The organism is Enterobacter sp. ZOR0014 (genome assembly GCF_000798855.1).
In the GTDB taxonomy this organism is placed as follows: Bacteria; Pseudomonadota; Gammaproteobacteria; order Enterobacterales; family Enterobacteriaceae; genus Enterobacter; species Enterobacter kobei.
This window is the reverse complement of sequence record NZ_JTLF01000385.1, coordinates 1-17,997: the sequence shown is the minus strand read 5'-3', so window position 1 is coordinate 17,997 and position 17,997 is coordinate 1. Positions and strand designations below refer to the sequence as shown.

The 17,997-nt window shown below is 54.9% G+C and carries 18 protein-coding genes; 12 read left to right on the top strand and 6 right to left on the bottom strand.

Annotation, left to right across the window (positions count from 1 at the left end):
- Positions 1-217: 217 nt before the first annotated feature.
- Entirely contained in the window at positions 218-1,246 is a 1,029-nt protein-coding gene (gene rsmC / locus L977_RS21665) for a 16S rRNA (guanine(1207)-N(2))-methyltransferase RsmC (protein WP_014882445.1), read from the bottom strand.
- 102 nt (positions 1,247-1,348) lie between these two features.
- Between rsmC and L977_RS21660 the strand changes: the two genes are divergently transcribed.
- The 8 genes from L977_RS21660 (at position 1,349) to L977_RS21630 (ending at position 7,710) form a co-directional block, all read left to right on the top strand.
- Positions 1,349-1,762, top strand: a complete 414-nt coding sequence (locus tag L977_RS21660; protein WP_014882446.1) for a DNA polymerase III subunit psi — start codon at positions 1,349-1,351, stop codon at positions 1,760-1,762.
- Positions 1,731-2,174 carry a ribosomal protein S18-alanine N-acetyltransferase gene (gene rimI / locus L977_RS21655; protein WP_047626909.1) on the top strand — a complete coding sequence of 148 codons (444 nt, stop codon included), beginning with the start codon at positions 1,731-1,733 and terminating at the stop codon, positions 2,172-2,174. Before L977_RS21660 ends, rimI begins: the two co-directional genes overlap by 32 nt.
- A gap of 19 nt (positions 2,175-2,193) precedes the next feature.
- Complete coding sequence (yjjG, locus tag L977_RS21650) at positions 2,194-2,871, top strand: pyrimidine 5'-nucleotidase (protein WP_014882448.1); 678 nt, start codon at positions 2,194-2,196, stop codon at positions 2,869-2,871.
- Between the two features lie 91 nt (positions 2,872-2,962).
- Positions 2,963-4,552: a peptide chain release factor 3 gene (gene prfC, locus L977_RS21645; protein ID WP_008502076.1), complete on the top strand. Its 1,590-nt coding sequence runs from the start codon at positions 2,963-2,965 to the stop codon at positions 4,550-4,552.
- A 299-nt stretch (positions 4,553-4,851) separates the two neighbouring features.
- Positions 4,852-5,469 (top strand): molecular chaperone OsmY, encoded by a 618-nt coding sequence (gene osmY / locus L977_RS21640; protein ID WP_023332031.1) that lies wholly within the window; start codon positions 4,852-4,854, stop codon positions 5,467-5,469.
- 127 nt (positions 5,470-5,596) lie between these two features.
- Entirely contained in the window at positions 5,597-5,758 is a 162-nt protein-coding gene (locus L977_RS23380; protein WP_003856556.1) for a DUF1328 domain-containing protein, read from the top strand.
- Positions 5,759-5,878: 120 nt separating this feature from the next.
- Positions 5,879-6,931, top strand: coding sequence for a patatin-like phospholipase family protein (locus tag L977_RS21635; protein WP_014882451.1), 1,053 nt, complete (start codon positions 5,879-5,881; stop codon positions 6,929-6,931).
- The gene (locus L977_RS21630; RefSeq protein WP_047626908.1) at positions 6,928-7,710 is read left to right on the top strand and encodes a TatD family hydrolase; all 783 of its coding nucleotides are present in this window, start codon (positions 6,928-6,930) and stop codon (positions 7,708-7,710) included. The genes L977_RS21635 and L977_RS21630 overlap by 4 nt, the downstream gene beginning before the upstream one ends.
- Here L977_RS21630 and L977_RS21625 read toward each other — a convergent pair.
- Positions 7,705-8,565 (bottom strand): YjjW family glycine radical enzyme activase, encoded by an 861-nt coding sequence (locus L977_RS21625; protein ID WP_014882453.1) that lies wholly within the window; start codon positions 8,563-8,565, stop codon positions 7,705-7,707. The two genes, L977_RS21630 and L977_RS21625, sit on opposite strands and share 6 nt — an antisense overlap.
- Entirely contained in the window at positions 8,540-10,075 is a 1,536-nt protein-coding gene (locus tag L977_RS21620) for a YjjI family glycine radical enzyme (protein ID WP_014882454.1), read from the bottom strand. Before L977_RS21620 ends, L977_RS21625 begins: the two co-directional genes overlap by 26 nt.
- A 262-nt stretch (positions 10,076-10,337) precedes the next feature.
- Between L977_RS21620 and deoC the strand changes: the two genes are divergently transcribed.
- From deoC to deoD, 4 genes are all read left to right on the top strand, one after another.
- Entirely contained in the window at positions 10,338-11,117 is a 780-nt protein-coding gene (gene deoC, locus L977_RS21615) for a deoxyribose-phosphate aldolase (RefSeq protein ID WP_023310320.1), read from the top strand.
- Positions 11,118-11,226: 109 nt separating this feature from the next.
- A complete protein-coding gene (gene deoA, locus L977_RS21610; protein ID WP_052192667.1) occupies positions 11,227-12,549 on the top strand; it encodes a thymidine phosphorylase in 1,323 nt (440 codons plus the stop codon).
- 53 nt (positions 12,550-12,602) lie between these two features.
- Entirely contained in the window at positions 12,603-13,826 is a 1,224-nt protein-coding gene (gene deoB, locus L977_RS21605) for a phosphopentomutase (RefSeq protein WP_014882457.1), read from the top strand.
- Between the two features lie 103 nt (positions 13,827-13,929).
- Positions 13,930-14,649 carry a purine-nucleoside phosphorylase gene (gene deoD / locus L977_RS21600; RefSeq protein ID WP_014882458.1) on the top strand — a complete coding sequence of 240 codons (720 nt, stop codon included), beginning with the start codon at positions 13,930-13,932 and terminating at the stop codon, positions 14,647-14,649.
- A gap of 42 nt (positions 14,650-14,691) precedes the next feature.
- On the opposite strand, the gene L977_RS21595 is transcribed toward deoD, so the two are convergent.
- The 3 genes from L977_RS21595 to L977_RS21585 all read right to left on the bottom strand — a co-directional run.
- On the bottom strand, positions 14,692-15,396 hold the full coding sequence (locus tag L977_RS21595; protein WP_047626906.1) for a DUF1120 domain-containing protein: 705 nt from the start codon (positions 15,394-15,396) through the stop codon (positions 14,692-14,694).
- Positions 15,397-15,508: 112 nt separating this feature from the next.
- Complete coding sequence (locus tag L977_RS21590; RefSeq protein ID WP_047626905.1) at positions 15,509-16,066, bottom strand: hypothetical protein; 558 nt, start codon at positions 16,064-16,066, stop codon at positions 15,509-15,511.
- Positions 16,063-17,997 (bottom strand): fimbrial biogenesis usher protein (locus tag L977_RS21585; protein ID WP_047626904.1); only part of this gene is annotated, 1,935 nt, incomplete at its 5' end. The genes L977_RS21585 and L977_RS21590, both read right to left, overlap by 4 nt.

The following is a 17,997-nucleotide window of genomic DNA, read 5'->3' as shown; positions in this document are numbered from 1 at the left end:
ACTAACACCTGAAGCTAGCGCGTCTACCAATTCCGCCACCTTCGCATACCATCGATACTGTAAAAGTATCGTAACCACGGAGGCGCATTCTAGATGTTTTCAGCTTTACGTCAACAGAAAAGTGCGCACGATTTATTGATCGCTGCAAAAATGGGCGGGAGCGAGGTGCCTGTTTGCCGGATAGCGCATGCGCTTATCTGGCAAACAGAACGGGAGATTACTTTTTGGCCTGACGCGTCATCACGGTGCGATACACCTTAAAACGGCCGGTCTGGGCGATCACTTCGTGGAAGCCAAAGGTTTCATCCAGCACTTTCGGATACGCCAGGAAGGCGTTCGCGACGATACGCAGTTCACCGCCACTGTTGAGGTGACGGGTCGCACCACGGATCAGCGCTTGCGCCGCTTCGAGGCTGGTCTCCATACCGTCGTGGAACGGCGGGTTAGAGATGATCATGTCAAAGCGGCCGGTCACGTCAGAGAAGACGTTGCTGGCAATAACATCGCCTTCAATGCCGTTTGCCGCAAGCGTTGCACGGCTGGCTTCTACCGCCGGGGCGCTCACATCACACAGGGTTAAACGGACTTTAGGCGAATGGCTGGCAAGCACCGTTGAAAGCACGCCCGCGCCGCAGCCCACGTCCAGCACTTTGCCTTTGGTGTGTGGTGTCAGGGTAGAAAGCAGCAGCTTACTGCCGGTATCCAGCGCATCACGGCTGAACACGCCCGGCAGAGTTTTGATGGTCAGGCCGTCAAGCTGATACTCGTCCCAGTAGGTGTTAGCATCGAATTCTGTCTGTTTTTCCAGACGACCATGGTACAGACCGCAGCGACGCGCGCTGTCGACTTTATTCAGTGGCGCATAGCCTTCCAGCATCTGTTCAGCACTGCGCACGCCGCTGCGGTTCTCACCGACAACGAAAATGTCGCAACCCACCGGCAGCAGGGAGAGCAGGTTCATCAGCTGAAACTGGGCTTCCGGCTTGTTCTTCGGCCAGTAGTAGATCAGCGTATCGCAGTCAGCAATATCGCGCTGCTCCGCCACCAGGCTAAAGCGCGCGCGCTCGCCCATCTGACGGCTCAGCACCTGCCAGTGGTGGTAGTATTGGGTATGGGCACGGCTTTCAGCACAGTCGAAACGCGCAGGCAGGTCATCCTGCATATCTCCGGCAAACAGAATACGGCTTTCTTCGAAATCATCACTGTGACGCAGCAAGACTTCACTTGCCGGGGTAAATGCAGACATGAATTGTTCCTCAATAAACTCAGGCGGGGATTATAGTAGGTAGATGGCGCACTTTCGACACATTTGCTATATTTGCGCGCCTGAGAGACAGGAGTTTTCGCTATGACATCCCGACGAGACTGGCAGTTGCAGCAACTGGGCATCACCCAGTGGGCCTTGCGTCGCCCGACGGCGTTGCAGGGCGAAATCGCTATCTCCATCCCGGCGCACGTCAGGCTGGTGATGGTGGCGGAAGAACTGCCTGCCCTGAATGAACCCCTGATTGGTGATGTCCTTCGCAGCCTGAAGCTGACTTCCGACCAGGTTTTACAGCTGACGCCGGAACGGGTGGCAATGCTTCCTCCTGAGAGTCGGTGTAACAGCTGGCGCATCGGAGAGACGACCGACATCTCTCTTCAGGGGAGTCAGATCTGCTCGCCAGCGCTGGACGAACTGAAAGCCAACCCAAAAGCGCGCAGCGCGCTATGGCAACAAATCTGCGAATATGAACACGATTTCTTCCCTCACGACGCCTGACCTGACCACCGCGTTCGCGATTGAAACACGCGCCCACGCGTTTCCGTGGAGCGAAAAAACGTTCGCCAGCAACCAGGGCGATCGGTACCTCAACTACCGGCTGGACGTTGACGGCACTATGGCGGCGTTTGCCATAACGCAGGTCGTCCTTGATGAGGCGACGCTGTTTAACATCGCGGTTGACCCTGCGTTTCAGCGCCGGGGACTGGGAAGAGAACTGCTTGAGCATCTCATTCGTGAGCTCGAAACCCGTAACGTTTTTACCCTCTGGCTGGAGGTGCGCGCGTCGAATGTCGCCGCCATCGCGCTCTATGAAAGCTTAGGCTTTAACGAGGCGACAATCCGCCGTAACTACTACCCCACCGCAGAGGGACGTGAAGACGCCATTATTATGGCTCTGCCAATTGGATAACAAAGATAAGGTTGTAACGATGAAATGGGACTGGATTTTCTTTGATGCCGACGAAACGCTGTTTACCTTTGACGCGTTCGGCGGCCTACAGCGGATGTTTCTCGACTATAGCGTGACCTTCACCGCTGAAGATTTTCAGGACTATCAGGCGGTGAACAAGCCGCTGTGGGTGGATTATCAGAACGGCGCCATCACCGCGTTACAACTCCAGCACCAGCGTTTTGACGCGTGGGCGGAACGCTTAAACGTCAGTCCGGGCTCGCTGAACGAAGCTTTTCTCAATGCGATGGCAGAGATTTGCTCCCCACTGCCGGGCGCGGTTTCCCTGCTGGATTCTCTCAAAGGTAAAGCGAAGCTTGGGATCATCACCAACGGCTTTACCGCGCTGCAGCAGATCCGCCTTGAACGCACCGGCCTGCGCGATCATTTTGACGCGCTGGTGATCTCCGAAGAGGTGGGTGTGCCGAAGCCGGATCCGCGAATTTTTGATTATGCCCTGGCGCAAGCCGGAAATCCTGACCGCGACCGCGTGCTGATGGTAGGGGATACCGCAGAGTCTGATATTCTGGGGGGTATGAACTCCGGTCTGTCGACTGTCTGGCTGAATGCGCATGGCCGCGTGAAGCCTGAAGGCATTGAGCCGACCTGGACCGTCACGTCGTTGAACGAACTGGAGCAACTCCTGTGTAAACAATGATTGCCTGCCCCCCATTGATGGGTAAAATAGCCGCAATTTTGTATTCCATGACGCGTGGCGTGCTGCCGCGCTTATAAAAGAAGATTTAATTATGACGTTGTCTCCTTATCTGCAAGAGGTGGCCAAGCGCCGTACTTTTGCCATTATCTCGCACCCGGATGCCGGTAAAACGACCATCACCGAGAAGGTGTTGCTGTTCGGACAGGCGATCCAGACTGCGGGTACCGTTAAAGGCCGTGGCTCCAGCCAGCATGCGAAATCAGACTGGATGGAGATGGAAAAGCAGCGTGGTATTTCGATTACCACCTCCGTGATGCAGTTCCCGTATCACGACTGCCTGGTGAACCTGCTGGACACCCCGGGCCACGAAGACTTCTCCGAAGATACCTACCGTACACTGACGGCAGTGGACTGCTGCCTGATGGTGATCGACGCCGCGAAAGGGGTAGAAGATCGTACCCGTAAGCTGATGGAAGTTACCCGTCTGCGCGATACGCCGATCCTCACCTTTATGAACAAACTCGACCGTGACATCCGTGACCCGATGGAGTTAATGGATGAAGTGGAAAACGAGCTGAAGATCGCCTGTGCGCCAATCACCTGGCCTATTGGCTGCGGTAAGCTGTTTAAAGGGGTGTATCACCTCTATAAAGACGAAACTTACCTGTATCAAACCGGTAAAGGGCACACCATTCAGGAAGTGCGCATTGTGAAAGGTCTGGACAACCCGGATCTGGACGCTGCGGTCGGTGAAGAGCTTGCCGCGCAGCTGCGCGATGAGCTGGAGCTGGTGAAAGGTGCCTCGCATGAGTTCGACAAAGAACTGTTCCTGAGCGGTGAAATTACCCCGGTGTTCTTTGGTACCGCGCTCGGTAACTTTGGCGTAGACCATATGCTCGACGGTCTGGTGGAGTGGGCGCCACAGCCGATGCCACGCAAAACCGACACCCGTGAAGTGGAAGCGAAAGAAGAGAAATTCACCGGCTTCGTCTTCAAGATTCAGGCTAACATGGACCCGAAACACCGTGACCGCGTCGCCTTTATGCGCGTAGTGTCCGGTAAGTATGAAAAGGGCATGAAGCTGCGCCAGGTGCGTATTGGTAAAGATGTGGTGATCTCCGACGCGCTGACCTTTATGGCGGGTGACCGCTCGCACGTTGAAGAAGCGTATCCGGGTGACATCATCGGTCTGCACAACCACGGTACGATCCAGATCGGCGATACGTTCACTCAGGGTGAAATGATGAAGTTCACGGGTATCCCGAACTTCGCCCCTGAGCTGTTCCGTCGTATTCGCCTGCGCGATCCACTGAAGCAGAAACAGCTGCTGAAAGGTCTGGTTCAGCTCTCTGAAGAGGGGGCGGTGCAGGTCTTCCGTCCTATCGCCAACAACGATCTGATCGTCGGTGCGGTCGGCGTACTGCAGTTCGACGTTGTCGTTGCGCGTCTGAAAAGCGAATACAACGTGGAAGCGATTTACGAATCGGTGAACGTGGCGACGGCGCGCTGGGTTGAGTGTTCTGACGTGAAGAAATTCGAAGAATTTAAGCGTAAGAACGAAGTACAACTGGCGCTGGATGGCGGCGATAACCTGACCTATATTGCCCCAACCATGGTGAACCTGAACCTGACGCAGGAGCGTTATCCTGACGTTCAGTTCCGCAAAACGCGCGAACACTAATTCCCTCTCAGAGCACGGCACTCGCCGTGCTCTTCTTTATTTCCTGTCTTATTAGTCCCTTGCGGAATGTTCTTAATTCACTGCGTTTTCACGTATTTTGCCTATTTTTTGCCCAAATCTGAAAGCGGCATTGTGAGAGTGATCTATATTTAACTCAGTGTTTAGCACCGGGCGTGGATAAATTAACTGTTCAATGCATGGCTTTAGGTTATCCATTTCGCCCGTGTGTTTATTCGCAATATATAAAACTACTAAGGAAGTATGTAGCCCGAATAACGGGTCAACACAGGAATACATCGATGAATATGACAAGACTGAAGATTTCTAAAACTCTGCTGGCTGTAACACTGGGTAGCGTTCTGGTTAGCGGTTCCGCTCTGGCGGAAAGCAGCACCATGGATAAAGCACAGTCCACGGCCGATAGCGCAGGGCAAAAAATCGATAGCTCTATGAATAAAGTCGGTAATTTCATGGACGACAGCTCTATCACAGCAAAAGTGAAAGCCGCACTGGTGGATGACGAAGCGATCAAGAGCACCGATATTTCCGTTAAAACCGACAAGAAAGTCGTGACCCTGAGTGGCTTTGTGGAAAGCCAGGCCCAGGCCGAACAGGCAGTCAAAGTGGCGAAGGGTGTTGAGGGTGTCACCTCCGTGAGCGATAAACTGCACGTTCGCGACAGCAAAGACGCTTCAGTGAAAGGTTATGCCGGGGATGCGGCAACCACCAGCGAAATCAAAGCTAAACTGTTAGCAGATGACATCGTACCGTCCCGTAAGGTGAAAGTGGAAACCACCGATGGCGTTGTTCAGCTTTCCGGTACGGTTGATTCCCAGGCGCAAAGTGAACGCGCCGAGTCAATTGCGAAAGCGATTGATGGTGTGAAAAGCGTTAAAAACGATCTGAAAACGAAGTAAATCTGGACCAGTCGCCCGCCAGGCTCAACCCTGCGGGCGAAATAAGAACGACTCTGGAAAAACGCCGGTGAGTGACCTGAGCGCTCACGTTTAGCGGCCGACATTAACTATGGTAAAGGAGAAGCTTATGTTTCGTTGGGGCATTATATTTCTGGTTATCGCGTTAATTGCCGCCGCATTGGGCTTTGGTGGACTGGCAGGTACAGCGGCATGGGCAGCTAAAATTGTCTTTGTTGTGGGTATTATTCTGTTCCTGGTCAGCCTGTTTACAGGGCGTCGACGTCCATAGCAAACGCAATATTCCATCAACAAAATAAAGCCAGTCACTGCGACTGGCTTTTTCTTATTTGCGTTACAGGTCGGGTGCGTTACTGTGGTGTTATAAAATAATCAAAACAGGAAAGCAGAGGTGGGGCAACGAATTCCCGTTACGCTCGGCAATATTGCGCCGCTGACGTTAAAACCGTTTCGCGCGGGTCAACTCGCACTGGTCTGTGAGGGCGGTGGGCAGCGCGGCATTTTCACCGCTGGCGTGCTGGATGAGTTTATGCGCGCACAGTTCAACCCGTTTGATCTCTACTTTGGCACGTCTGCCGGGGCGCAGAATCTCTCAGCCTATGTCTGCAACCAGCCTGGCTACGCGCGAAAAGTGATTATGCGCTACACCACGGCGAAAGAATTTTTTAACCCGGTGCGCTTTGTGCGCGGCGGCAACCTGATCGATCTCGACTGGCTGCTGGAGTCGACCTCCAGCCAGATGCCGCTGGCAATGGACACGGCGGCCCGTCTGTTTGATAGCGGAAAAGAGTTTTGGATGTGCGCCAGTCGGGGGGATGACTATTCCCCGGGCTATTTCTCTCCGCAGAAGGAGAACTGGCTGGACATCATCCGCGCCTCCAGCGCCATTCCCGGTTTTTATCGTACCGGCGCCCTGCTGGACGGCATCAGCTATCTGGACGGCGGGATCAGTGACGCGGTACCGGTGCAGGAAGCCGCCCGTCGCGGTGCGAAAACGATCGTGGTGATCCGTACCGTGCCGTCGCAAATGTACTATACACCGCAGTGGTTTAAGCGGATGGAGCGCTGGTTGGGTGACAGCAGCCTGCAACCGCTGGTGAACATCGCGAAGCAGCATGAAACCACCTACGGCGCGATGCAGCGTTTCATTGAAAAACCGCCGGGTAAGCTGCGAATTTTCGAAATCTATCCCCCTAAACCGTTGCTCAGCATGGCGCTGGGCAGCCGCGTCCCTGCGCTGCGCATGGACTACAAAACGGGGCGGCTGTGCGGACGCTACTTCCTGGCGACGGTCGGTAAGATGCTGGCGGAGCAACCGCCTCTGCATCGGCACAAACCCATCATTACGCCCCCTGCAATTGTCGCCAACGACGCCCTGACGATGCCGCTGGTGGACATTCCACAGGCGAATGACGCTTTATTAGATAACGAGGATCTGGCGTGACGCACCGCTTTGTTGATACCCACTGCCACTTTGATTTTCCGCCGTTTACAGGAAATGAGGCGCAAAGTATTGCGAAAGCCTCAGAGGCAGGCGTTCAGGCGATCGTTGTACCGTCGGTAGAAGCGGCTGATTTTTCGCGTGTGCTGACGCTCTCCACGCGTTACCCCGCTCTCTATGCTGCGCTCGGCCTGCATCCGATAGTGATTGAGCGCCACCGTGATGAGCATATTGAGGCACTTGATGAAGCCCTGCAGACCGCAGGAGACAAACTTGTCGCTATCGGCGAGATCGGGCTCGATCTCTATCGTGAGGATCCTCAGTTTGAACGCCAGCAGACGATCCTCGACGCGCAGCTTCGGCTGGCTAAGCGTCACGACCTGCCGGTGATCCTCCATTCAAGACGCACGCACGATAAGCTGGCGATGCACCTGAAACGCATCGATCTACCGCGTAGCGGCGTGGTGCACGGTTTTTCCGGCAGCCTGCAGCAGGCGCAGCGTTTTATCGAACTGGGCTATAAAATTGGCGTGGGGGGCACCATTACCTATCCGCGCGCCAGTAAAACCCGCGATGTGATGGCACAGTTGCCACTCTCTGCGCTGCTACTGGAAACGGATGCCCCGGATATGCCGCTGAGTGGTTTTCAGGGCCAGCCGAATCGTCCGGAGCAGGCTGCGCGCGTGTTTACCTCCCTGTGTGAGCTGCGAACGGAGCCTGAAGAGGTGATTGCCGATGCGTTACTGGAAAATACGCGTGCGGTATTTGGCATCACGCTATAGGTAAAGTGCCGGACGAATCACCGTTATCTTCTGTTTTTCCAGTGCCTGCGCCAGCGGTTCAATGTCCTCCGGCGTGGCGCTGCGCCATGACGCCGCCTCTCCGTAAACCCCATGCGCATGAAACGCGTTAATACGCACCGGAACATTCCCAAGCCCGCGGATAAACGTGGTCAGCGGCTTAAGATGTTCCAGATAATCGCACTGCTCCGGGATAACCAGCAAGCGCAGTTCCGTCAAACGGTGGCGATCGGCAAGCCAGCGAATGCTCTGTTTAATCAGCGGGTTTTCGCGCCCGGTCAGGAAACGGTGATGCGCGTTTCCCCATGCCTTGAGATCCAGCATCGCCCCATCCAGTACCGGCAGCAGTTTCTCCCAGCCGGTTTCGCTTAGCAGCCCGTTGCTATCCACCAGGCAGGTTAAATGCTGCAGTTCAGGATCGGTTTTGATTGCGCTAAAAAGGGCGATTAAAAACGGCAGCTGTGTTGTGGCCTCGCCGCCGCTCACGGTAACGCCTTCAATAAAGGGGGCAGCTTTTCGGATCTGCGTGAGGATCTCCTCCACGCTCAGGCGGTGCGCCATGGGCGTGGACTGCTGCGGGCAAAGATGAAGGCAGGTATCACACTGCTGGCAATGACTCTCCTGCCACCATACGCGTCCGGCCTGAATGTTGAGTGCATCATGAGGGCAGTGGGGCACGCAGTCGCCGCAGTCGTTGCAGCGTCCGATGGTCCATGGGTTGTGGCAGGTTTTACAGCGCAGGTTGCAGCCCTGCAGGAACAGGGCCAGGCGACTGCCCGGCCCGTCCACGCAGGAAAAAGGAATGACCTGACTAACTAAAGCGCATCTGTTGTTCATGGCTTATCACGCGCGGCTGACGTTCCAGGATGCGGGTATTGCGTGCGGCTTCTTCGCCAAGCCAGGTCGTATTGGTGCGCGAACCGGCTTCGCGGAATTTTTCCAGGTCCGACAGGCGCACCATGTAGCCCGTCACGCGGACCAGATCGTTACCCGCAACGTTGGCGGTGAACTCCCGCATACCGGCCCTGAACGCGCCCAGACAAAGCTGCACTATCGCCTGTGGGTTGCGTTTTACCGTCTCATCGAGCGTTAAAATATCGCTGATACCGGAGTGATAGTGTCTGTGGTGTGGCGCAACGGCCAGCAGATGGCTGATGGGATCCGGTTCGTCACCATAAGGCAGACGCGCGCCTGGCGTGGTGCCTGAATCAGAGCTGATGCCCGACTGCGCATGGAGCATGGCGCGCTGTTTCCAGCCGTGCTTCACCGGCGTGTTTTCTACAAACGCCGCAAGCTGTTCGCTGATGCGATAGCCCAGCGCGTTAGCCTGCTCGTCTTTGCCATAGCGACCGTTGATTCCGTCCTTCTCACAGAGCGTGTTTACCGCTTCTGCCAGGCCGTAAATGCCAAACATCGGCACAAAACGCCCGGCATCAATCAGCCCCTCTTTTACCAGGAAGCTATTCTCAAAGAAGCCTGATTGTTGATAGAGAAAATCACAGCGGGCATCAATGATGGCGATTTGCTGCTGACAGTAGTGCGGAAGCGTAAGGTTGAAGAAGTCGTCAACGGAGGTGCTGTGCTCCGCAATGGCTTTGAGGTTAAGGCGCACCAGGGTGCTGCCACCGCCAGCCAGCGGCAGGGAGTTGTAACAGCTCACCACGCCAAAACGGCATTTTGTGAAAATTTTATCATTCACGGGGCCGTTTGAAATATGCGGTTTACTGCATTCGCAAATGTTTTTTGCCACCTCAAGCAGCAAATCGTCCGGGGTGATTTCAGGATCGTAAATAAAGGTCAGGTTCGGCGCAACCTGCTTAAGCTCAGCATCTGCACGTAGAATGGCGCGGATGATGGGGCCGTCAGCGGGCCCGATGTTTGCGTGCATAAACGCATCAGGGAGCGTTCTGTCGAGATAGCGCCAGAAACGTTTTATTCGGCTATCGATTTCTTCTTGTGTTAGAATTCTAACATATGGATTCAGTATCGCATCAAGCTGCCCCAGATAGACCGGCATAGATGTCACTGAAGGAACATGATGGTAGAGAATGGTTAATAGCGAGAGGGCATCATCCAGATCCTTTGCCCCTTCCAGCTCCAGCCATTCAGAACCGTTAGCCAGGAATTTTTCATAATCCGGCAGGACGTAGCGCGGTTTGTAAGGCGCATGGCCTTCGAACATGTCGCAGATAAATCCCTCGTCCAGCGCGGCGCGGGCGGCTTCAGGAAGTGCCGGATAAGGCAGGTTGTTTTCCGCTTCCAGCGCCAGAAAATGACGTTTTTGTTCCGGGGTTAACACCGGACTTGTCACAATGTGCTGGCAACGTTGTTGCAGGGTATCTGGCATGTTCGCTTCCTTGAGTGTTCTGCTGATGATGAACAAATTGTAGAAAGCCAGCCTGTTGGGGCTTTTGATCCCACAGGGGGTATCGCGGCTTTAGTCAGCAATAAGTGCGCTAAAGTTTGAAGAGGATCTCATTACAGTAATGCAAATTTGTACGCAGTTTTCATTAACTGTGATGAATGTCGAAGTGTGGATGCGGGTGGATGTTAAAATACTCACAGACCCGCAAGGTAAAATTGATACGGCACTGCCGTTGGAGAATGTTATGACCGATTTAACTGCAAGCAGCCTGCGCGCGTTGAAACTGATGGACCTGACTACCCTGAACGATGACGACACCAATGAGAAAGTCATCGCCCTGTGCCATCAGGCGAAAACGCCAGTGGGTAACACCGCAGCCATCTGTATCTACCCGCGCTTTATTCCGATTGCCCGCAAAACGCTGAAAGAGCAGGGTACGCCGGATGTGCGCATTGCAACCGTAACTAACTTCCCGCACGGCAACGACGATATCGAGATTGCGCTGGCAGAAACCCGCGCGGCCATTGCTTACGGTGCAGACGAAGTTGACGTGGTATTCCCGTACCGCGCGCTGATCGCCGGTAACGAGCAGGTTGGCTTCGACCTGGTGAAAGCCTGTAAAGACGCGTGCGCGGCGGCAAACGTGCTGCTGAAAGTGATCATCGAAACCGGCGAGCTGAAAGAAGAAGCGCTTATTCGTAAAGCGTCTGAAATCTCCATCAAAGCCGGTGCGGATTTCATTAAAACCTCTACCGGTAAAGTACCGGTGAATGCGACCCCTGAAAGCGCGCGCATCATGATGGAAGTCATTCGCGATATGGGCGTGTCCAAAACCGTTGGTTTCAAACCTGCGGGCGGCGTGCGTACTGCCGAAGACGCGCAGCAGTTCCTGGCGATTGCCGACGAGCTGTTCGGCGCCGACTGGGCCGATTCCCGTCACTACCGCTTCGGTGCGTCCAGCCTGCTGGCAAGCCTGCTGAAAGCGCTGGGTCATGGCGACGGAAAGAGCGCAAGCAGCTACTGATTGCCAGACAATGCCGGATGACGCTTTGCTTATCCGGCCTACAGGGTCGTAGGGCGGGTAAGCGTAGCGCCACCCGCCACAATTCCCCCGATTCCGCATGGAGGTTACCGTGTTTCTCGCACAAGAAATTATTCGTAAAAAACGTGATGGTCATGCATTAAGCGACGAAGAGATCCGCTTCTTTATCAATGGCATTCGTGATAACACCGTCTCTGAAGGGCAGATTGCGGCTCTGGCGATGACCATTTTCTTCCACGATATGTCGATGCCCGAGCGCGTGTCGCTGACCATGGCGATGCGAGATTCAGGAACCGTTCTGGACTGGAAAAGCCTTAACCTTAACGGCCCGATTGTGGACAAACACTCCACCGGCGGTGTGGGTGACGTGACCTCCCTGATGCTGGGCCCTATGGTGGCCGCCTGTGGCGGTTACATCCCGATGATTTCCGGGCGGGGTCTGGGCCACACCGGCGGTACGCTCGACAAACTGGAAGCCATTCCGGGCTTCGATATCTTCCCGGATGACAACCGCTTCCGCGACATTATTAAAGACGTGGGTGTGGCAATTATCGGCCAGACCAGCTCTCTTGCCCCGGCAGACAAGCGTTTCTACGCGACCCGCGACATCACCGCCACCGTTGACTCCATTCCGTTGATCACCGCCTCTATTCTGGCGAAAAAGCTGGCAGAAGGGCTGGACGCGCTGGTGATGGACGTGAAGGTGGGCAGCGGTGCCTTTATGCCGACCTATGAACTTTCTGCCCAGCTCGCCGAAGCGATCGTTGGCGTCTCCAACGGCGCAGGCGTGCGCACCACCGCGCTGCTCACTGACATGAACCAGGTACTGGCCTCCAGCGCCGGTAACGCGGTCGAAGTGCGTGAAGCCGTCCAGTTCCTGACGGGGGAATACCGCAACCCGCGCCTGTTCGACGTGACCATGGCGCTGTGTGTAGAGATGCTGATCTCCGGCAAGCTGGCGAAAGACGAGGCGGAAGCCCGCGCGAAACTGCAGGCCGTGCTGGACAACGGCAAAGCGGCAGAGATCTTTGGCCGTATGGTCGCCGCACAAAAAGGCCCGACCGACTTCGTTGAGAATTACGCCAAATACCTGCCAACCGCGACGCTCAGCAAAGCCGTATATGTCGACAGCGAGGGCTTTGTCTCAGCAATGGACACCCGTGCGCTGGGTATGGCGGTGGTCTCGATGGGCGGCGGTCGTCGTCAGGCGTCAGACACCATTGATTACAGCGTCGGCTTTACCGATATGGCCCGTCTGGGCGACAGCGTTGATGGCCAACGTCCGCTGGCGGTGATCCACGCCAAAGACGAAGCCAGCTGGCAGGACGCGGCGAAGGCGGTGAAAGCGGCCATTACGCTTGCTGATAAAGCGCCAGAAAGCTCACCTTCGGTCTATCGCCGTATCACCGAATAGCGGTATACTGATCTGATCGAATTTTTATGAAGCACTACGTACGGAGAACAATTATGAAACGTGCATTTATTATGGTGCTGGACTCATTCGGCATCGGCGCAACCGAAGATGCAGAACGTTTTGGTGACGTGGGTTCCGATACCATGGGTCACATCGCGGAAGCCTGTGCGAAAGGCGAAGCGGACAACGGTCGTAAAGGCCCTCTGACCCTGCCAAACCTGACCCGCCTCGGTCTGGTGAAAGCGCATGAAGGTTCTACCGGTAAAATCGCAGCCGGTATGGACGGCAACGCGGAAGTGGTGGGCGCCTACGCCTGGGCTCACGAGCTCTCTTCCGGTAAAGATACCCCGTCTGGCCACTGGGAAATCGCCGGTGTGCCGGTCCTGTTCGACTGGGGTTATTTCTCCGATCACGAGAACAGCTTCCCGCAGGAGCTGCTCGATAAGCTGGTGAAGCGTGCCAACCTGCCGGGCTACCTCGGTAACTGCCACTCTTCCGGCACCGTGATTCTGGACCAGCTTGGCGAAGAGCACATGAAAACCGGCAAGCCGATTTTCTACACCTCCGCTGACTCCGTTTTCCAGATTGCCTGCCACGAAGAGACGTTTGGCCTGGATAAACTCTACGAGCTGTGTGAAATCGCCCGTGAAGAGCTGACCGAAGGCGGCTACAACATTGGTCGCGTTATCGCCCGTCCGTTTATCGGCGATAAAGCAGGTAACTTCCAGCGTACCGGTAACCGTCACGACCTGGCCGTTGAGCCACCGGCCCCTACCGTGCTGCAGAAACTGGTCGACGAGAAAGACGGTCACGTGGTGTCCGTGGGTAAAATCGCAGACATCTACGCTAACTGCGGCATCACCAAAAAAGTGAAAGCCACCGGTCTGGATGCGCTGTTCGATGCCACCATCAAAGAGATGAAAGAAGCGGGCGATAAGACCATTGTCTTCACCAACTTCGTGGACTTCGACTCTTCCTGGGGGCACCGTCGTGACGTCGCGGGCTATGCTGCCGGTCTGGAACTGTTCGACCGCCGTCTGCCAGAGCTGATGGAGCTGGTGGGTGAAGATGACATTCTGATCCTGACCGCCGACCACGGCTGTGACCCAACCTGGACCGGTACCGACCACACCCGTGAGCACATTCCGGTGCTGGTGTACGGACCGAAAGTCAAACCAGGTTCACTGGGACACCGTGAAACCTTCGCAGACATCGGCCAGACCCTCGCGAAGTACTTTGGTACGTCCGACATGGAATATGGCAAGGCTATGTTCTGAGGTCATTGCCCGGTGGCGCTTCGCTTACCGGGCCTACGGTTTTGTAGGCCGGGTAAGGCGTAGCCGCCACCCGGCAAAAACAACAATGTAAAAGGAACTGAAGATGGCAACTCCTCACATTAACGCAGAAATGGGTGATTTCGCTGACGTCGTATTGATGCCGGGCGACCCGCTGCGCGCGAAGCACATTGCAGAAACTTTCCTCGAAGACGTGCGTGAAGTGAACAACGTGCGCGGCATGCTGGGTTTCACCGGTACCTATAAAGGCCGCAAAATCTCCGTGATGGGCCACGGTATGGGTATCCCATCCTGCTCTATCTACACCAAAGAGCTGATCACTGATTTCGGCGTGAAGAAAATCATCCGCGTGGGATCCTGCGGCGCGGTGCGCATGGATGTTAAGCTGCGTGATGTGGTTATCGGCATGGGCGCATGCACAGATTCTAAAGTGAACCGTATTCGCTTTAAGGATCATGACTTCGCGGCGATTGCTGACTTCGACATGGTGCGTAACGCGGTGGACGCGGCCAAAGCGCTGGGCGTTGACGCGCGCGTAGGCAACCTCTTCTCTGCCGATCTGTTCTACTCCCCGGACGGTGAAATGTTCGATGTGATGGAGAAGTACGGCATCCTCGGCGTGGAGATGGAAGCGGCGGGTATCTATGGCGTAGCGGCAGAATTCGGTGCGAAAGCACTCACCATCTGCACCGTCTCTGACCACATCCGTACCCACGAGCAGACGACCGCTGCTGAACGTCAGACCACCTTCAACGACATGATCAAAATCGCGCTGGAATCCGTTCTGCTGGGCGATAAAGAGTAATGTTGTGCTGCCGGGCGGCGAAAGCCGCCCGGTTTCTGTGACTTACAGGTACACCACGCTGATGGTGGCCTGACCATCAAACTCGGTATCTTCTGTCAGAGACAGTTTCTTCAGGTTTTCCACTGCCAGCGAAATGTTCAGCGGGAAAGAGACGCTGGTCACCGCCATCGGGGCCGTTTTGCCCGCAGAGGCGACGCTCATTAAGCCCAGATCCTTATTGGCGATAGTGCCACCATTGGCTTTTTGCCAGCGACTCATGCCCACACCAGCAGTGACTGCCGTACGAATCGGTTCAACCGTCGCCCCGTTTGCCGTCACTTCACCCGTGCTGGTATAGATGGAATAGGCACCGATATTCTTGCCATCGTGCGTTTTGCCAAGGCCAAAGGTCGTCATGCTGCCGCGCAGTTCGCCGCCGTTTGACGTGGCGTTCGCAACCTTCAGGTTTGAGTCGGTTCCGGTGCTGGCGTTCGAATCAGTACGGTTGTCGGCAATACTCCAGCCCACTTTGGTAGGGGTAGGGCAGGTGATAGTCAGCGTCAGACCCTTTTCACCTAGCTGCGTGGTCTGGGTTGGCGAGAGATCGCCAACCTGAATGGTACCGAAGTCAATCACGCCATCGTTGCTGAGTTCCGGCGTACAGGAGTTGCTGGTCAGTGAGGCTTTCACTTTCAGCACTGCCGTATCTCCCGCATGAGCACAGGTCGCTGTCAGCGCCAGCGCAGCGGCAAGGAGACTCTTTTTCATGGTTATTCCTTAACATAGATATATCGTTAAAATAAATGGACGAATCCACGTGTTTTGCCTTTATTTTTCTTCTTTTCTCTTCACCCGAATAATCTATTCGGCGGTGAATGCGTTACTCTGTCGTTAATAGCTCCCAGGCGAGTGCGCTTTCCAGCTCGGTATTATCTGGAATGCCGCGCAGCTGATCGTCATTAATGACAGGTATAATTTTTATCGTCACACTCATTTGTTTGCCACGTACCGGCAGGCTATTTTGATATGCAAGGATGCCGTCATTATTCCTCAGAAAGACTTTTTCCTTGGGGGTTTCCGCAGAGGTGAACGATACCCGGTCAGAGGTCCTGACCAGATTATAGTGATGACCATCGACCAGAATATTGCTGGCAACCAGCGCCAGTCGGCTCTTCTGACCAAACAGAACGCCCCCGTTGCTGCCGGACGTGGATTGCAGAAAAAGCGCCATCACCCTTGGCTGCGGGCAAAAAACCGTGGCGGTGACCTCTTTGCCCGGCATGCGGTTCCAGTTTTTACGCGAGGCGATAATGTCATCCTGTTTGAATCTGCCAAAGGAGACGTTCGGTTGCGACAGCGTAATTTGACACGCTTCGGCCACGACATAAGACGAAAAAAGTGATGCTGCACCGATGAGCACTGCGTTAACTATTTTCATTGGCAAACTCCTTCTGCTTTTTCGTAATAGGCGTCTTTATCTTTTTCGTCTTTCAGGGTGTAAGCGATCTGGCAGAGTTTGGTTAAATTGTCGTCCACCACATAAAGCGCAGGCGTATCCGACGCATCGGGAATAAATACGCTGCCGTTATCCATTACGCTGACAATATAGTTACCGTCCTGATCCACCACGCTCAGCCCTTTTTCCAGCCATGACCCGTTGACTCGCTTGACGTCCAGCATGACGCGACGCGTATTCAGCACGTTGAAATCGATCAGCGCAAAAGAGCCATACGCGGCGGAGACGGTCTGAATACCGTTTGATAAATCCATCCCCTGAGGTAACGAGCTGGCATTAATCACTATTTGCGATTTTTGCCATTCCCGAAGTCCGGGAACCACGGCCTGTCCCCAGCGATCTGTCCAGACGGTTCCATCGGGGGTGGTGATTTCAATACCGCTTTCCGGTTCGCTTAACCGGGCGATGCCGAATGTCTCTTTTACCGGATAGGGCGAAAACGTTATGCCATGACGATGCAGCGCTACGCCACCGTTTAAGGATGCGCTGTAGTTATGCTGATTGCCGTCATTCAGGCCAGCGGATAAACCGAGCTGCGTATAGTGAAGGTTGGTGGTGATATTGCCGTTAAAGGCGTTACTCTTATCCTGATTATCGCGGTCTGCAGAGACGTTGTAGTTAAGGTTTTGACCGATAGAGCCGCTTTCCTGAACGCCATAATTTTGTTTTTCCCCCTGAGCGCGCATGTAGGTACTGACGCGATCCTCGCCAAAAGGAACGATCAGGCTGACATAAAAGAGATCGTCATCGCGGCTGGTGCTGCTCTGGTTCTGGGTATCACTATTGCTCATGGCATGCTGCCAGTTTACGGACAGCGAGGTACGCCCGAGACTTTTACTCCAGGAGGCCATCAGATAGCGTGAATCACCGCTGTTTTCATCACCGGAATTCACGCTGTATTGCATTGAGATCGCGCCAATGTACTCATTGTTCCAGGTGAGGCTGGCGTTCCAGTTATTTTCGTAGGTCTGCGCCTCTTCATCCATGGCTTCCGTGAGTTCGCGGAAGCCGCCACTGAACTGGGACGCACTTACCCCCATCGTCAGCTGGGCGGGCAGTAAGATATTGCTGCTAAGTTCAGCCTTGCTGCCCTTCAGTCGATCGTAAAAGTGGGACTGGCTCAGTAAAAAGCTCGGTGAGATCGCCCAGTTTTCGTTGATGGAAACGTCGAGTTTGGCACCGGTAGCCTGATATTTTTCTGCCAGTACGCCGGCGGCTACGGCGGACATGCGCGTGTTCAGCATCGTTCCGTCAGAGAGCGTAAATACCCAGGGCGTACTTGACTCATCCCCGCTGTCGCGAACCCGTCCGAGAGAGAGGTTTAACCCTTCGGCACGATTACTTCCCTGTATATTGAGGGCGGAAGAGGGAACGCTAAATTGGGTTGTCGAACCGTCCGTTTCCACCACGCTGACGTCAAGATCGACATTTCCGCGCACCAGGGGCACGTCCGTCAGGGAGAAAGGGCCGGCGTTGACCAGGGAAGAGTAGATCAGCTGTCCCGACTGGCGAACCTCTACGCGGGCCTGATTCGTCCGGGCAATTCCCGACACCTCAGTGGCCTGGATATTAGGCTGAAGGCCGGTTTCAGGCATTAGCTGAACGCCGGTGATTTGCGCGCCGCTAAACAGGGCCGAATTGACGTTGATCTGCCCAACCTGCGCCCGCATTTTCCGCTCTTCAAAAACGTGTTCAGCGTAGGTGTACAGGTTCTCTGTGCTGCGAGTCCCGTTGTCATCCGTCAAAATGAAATTGCTGCGCAGCGTCCAGTTCGCAAGATTAATGCCTGCCCCCAAATTTCCCTGGGCATAACGGCTGCTCCCGCCCGAGCCGTACTCGTTAATGTTACTGAA